Here is a 1,532-nt window from a genome sequence, read left to right on the forward strand (position 1 = left end):
AAGCCTTCGCTGTGCGCGGCTTTGTGGGCGGAGTCGTCTCTACTCTAGGCGGCGGCAAGTTCGGGCATGGATTTGTGTCGGCAGGAGTCGGAGGAGGTTTCAGCAAGGACACCGGCTTGGTCACGCGGATGCTTGTTTCCGGGGCTATTTCGGATGCGACCGGTGGTAAGTTCATTAGCGGCGCCGCTACTGCTGCGTTTGCTTGGGCGATGCAGAATCTGAATTTGGAACCTTCGGGCACTAAAATTCAGCCGAATTCTACTGCAGAAAATGAAGCCGCAATTGAGAAGCTTGAAAGTTTGCCAGAGGATCCAAAATCGGTATATGCGCAAGGGAGGAAGCTAGCTGAGGCACAAAATAATCTAAATGTAAACGAAACAGTAAAATATGATCCTAGGCATGCTTTCTGTCCAAGATCAACAACATGTACAACTGGAAATGTGGTGTACCGGCCAAATGTACGCGAGGCTATAGATTTCCTTAAGAATAATTCAGGTTATGTTCTACTTTTAGGTGCAAATGTTGATGGTTGGTCCTATATCTATCCGAGCGCAACAGTGTCTAATAACGTTTACTATCCGATAGGTACAAAGGGCTATAGACTAAATGCAATTGGGCGGGGGCCGGATGGTTTTATCGTAACCGGTCCAGAAAGCGTTCTAAGTGTAATTGCACATGAAACTGGACATCGTGAGGGTGTTGAGCATGGCGCCTTAATGAATAAGAGAGAGTACGATGCAATTATGAGGTCTCGAGAAAAATGAGAACGCTTCTTTTTATAGTGTTACAACTATTTGCGTTGGTTGGCAGCATAAAGTATTGCTATGCAACTGTAGTGGCAGAAAGTGTTGAGAGGATCTTTGTTGAGAAGGATGCTAAATTTCTAGAGAAAAAACTAGGGGTAAAGGTATCAAAAAAAAATATGGAAGGTGGGGAGTTTGATCTTTCTGTTACCTTTGTTTCTTCCGGTGCAGAAACTTTTGATGACGCCTGGGTGGAAATTATATATTTGAATTCAGAAGGTGATATTTTGTTGTCAATAGAAAGTCCGTTTTCAAGTAGTCAGCATGAAACCAAATATATTATACCAAAAGGACATAGTCTGCTGGTGACTGTCGCAACCCCTCTTCGAGGGGATTCGAAATATTATAAAATAGTTTTCGATAATTTATAAAGTAATGAAAATTATAGCCTACCTATATGTACAGTGATGGTTCTCGCCTGACGTTGCCTGACTTGCGGAGTATGGTGGACAGCAGCAGCTGCACCTGGGCAGACTCGCCGGCAGTGTGGTAGTCACCAGCGCGACAGAGACCTGGCCGCTCCGGCCATCACCAACGCCTTCGGTGCCCCGGGGACAGCACTGGATATGGACGGCGTGGCCACCACCCGCGCCTACTCCCAGTTCGGTGAAGCCTATTTCGAACATATAGAAACCGGTAGCCACAGCACCACCCTGAAAGTGCTGTGCAGCGAGTCCGGCGGCTGCCCCACCGTGGCCGGCATCCCGGCCCACTTCAAGGTGACGACCA

The 1,532-nt window shown here is 47.3% G+C and carries 2 protein-coding genes; both read left to right on the top strand.

Annotated elements, in window-relative coordinates:
* A partial coding sequence (locus IG627_RS20575; protein WP_193195176.1) for a hypothetical protein occupies nucleotides 1-764 on the top strand: 764 nt, incomplete at its 5' end.
* Nucleotides 761-1,174, top strand: coding sequence for a hypothetical protein (locus IG627_RS20580; RefSeq protein WP_226865505.1), 414 nt, complete (start codon nucleotides 761-763; stop codon nucleotides 1,172-1,174). The genes IG627_RS20575 and IG627_RS20580, both read left to right, overlap by 4 nt.
* The last annotated feature ends 358 nt before the right edge of the window (nucleotides 1,175-1,532 follow it).

It is taken from the genome of Microbulbifer taiwanensis (assembly GCF_014904815.1).
GTDB classification, from domain to species: Bacteria; Pseudomonadota; Gammaproteobacteria; order Pseudomonadales; family Cellvibrionaceae; genus Microbulbifer; species Microbulbifer taiwanensis.

Bases quoted from the DNA above. Each gene is read 5' to 3' on its own strand.
- IG627_RS20580 (WP_226865505.1), top strand. From the start codon at position 761: ATGAGAACGCTTCTTTTTATAGTGTTACAACTATTTGCGTTGGTTGGC.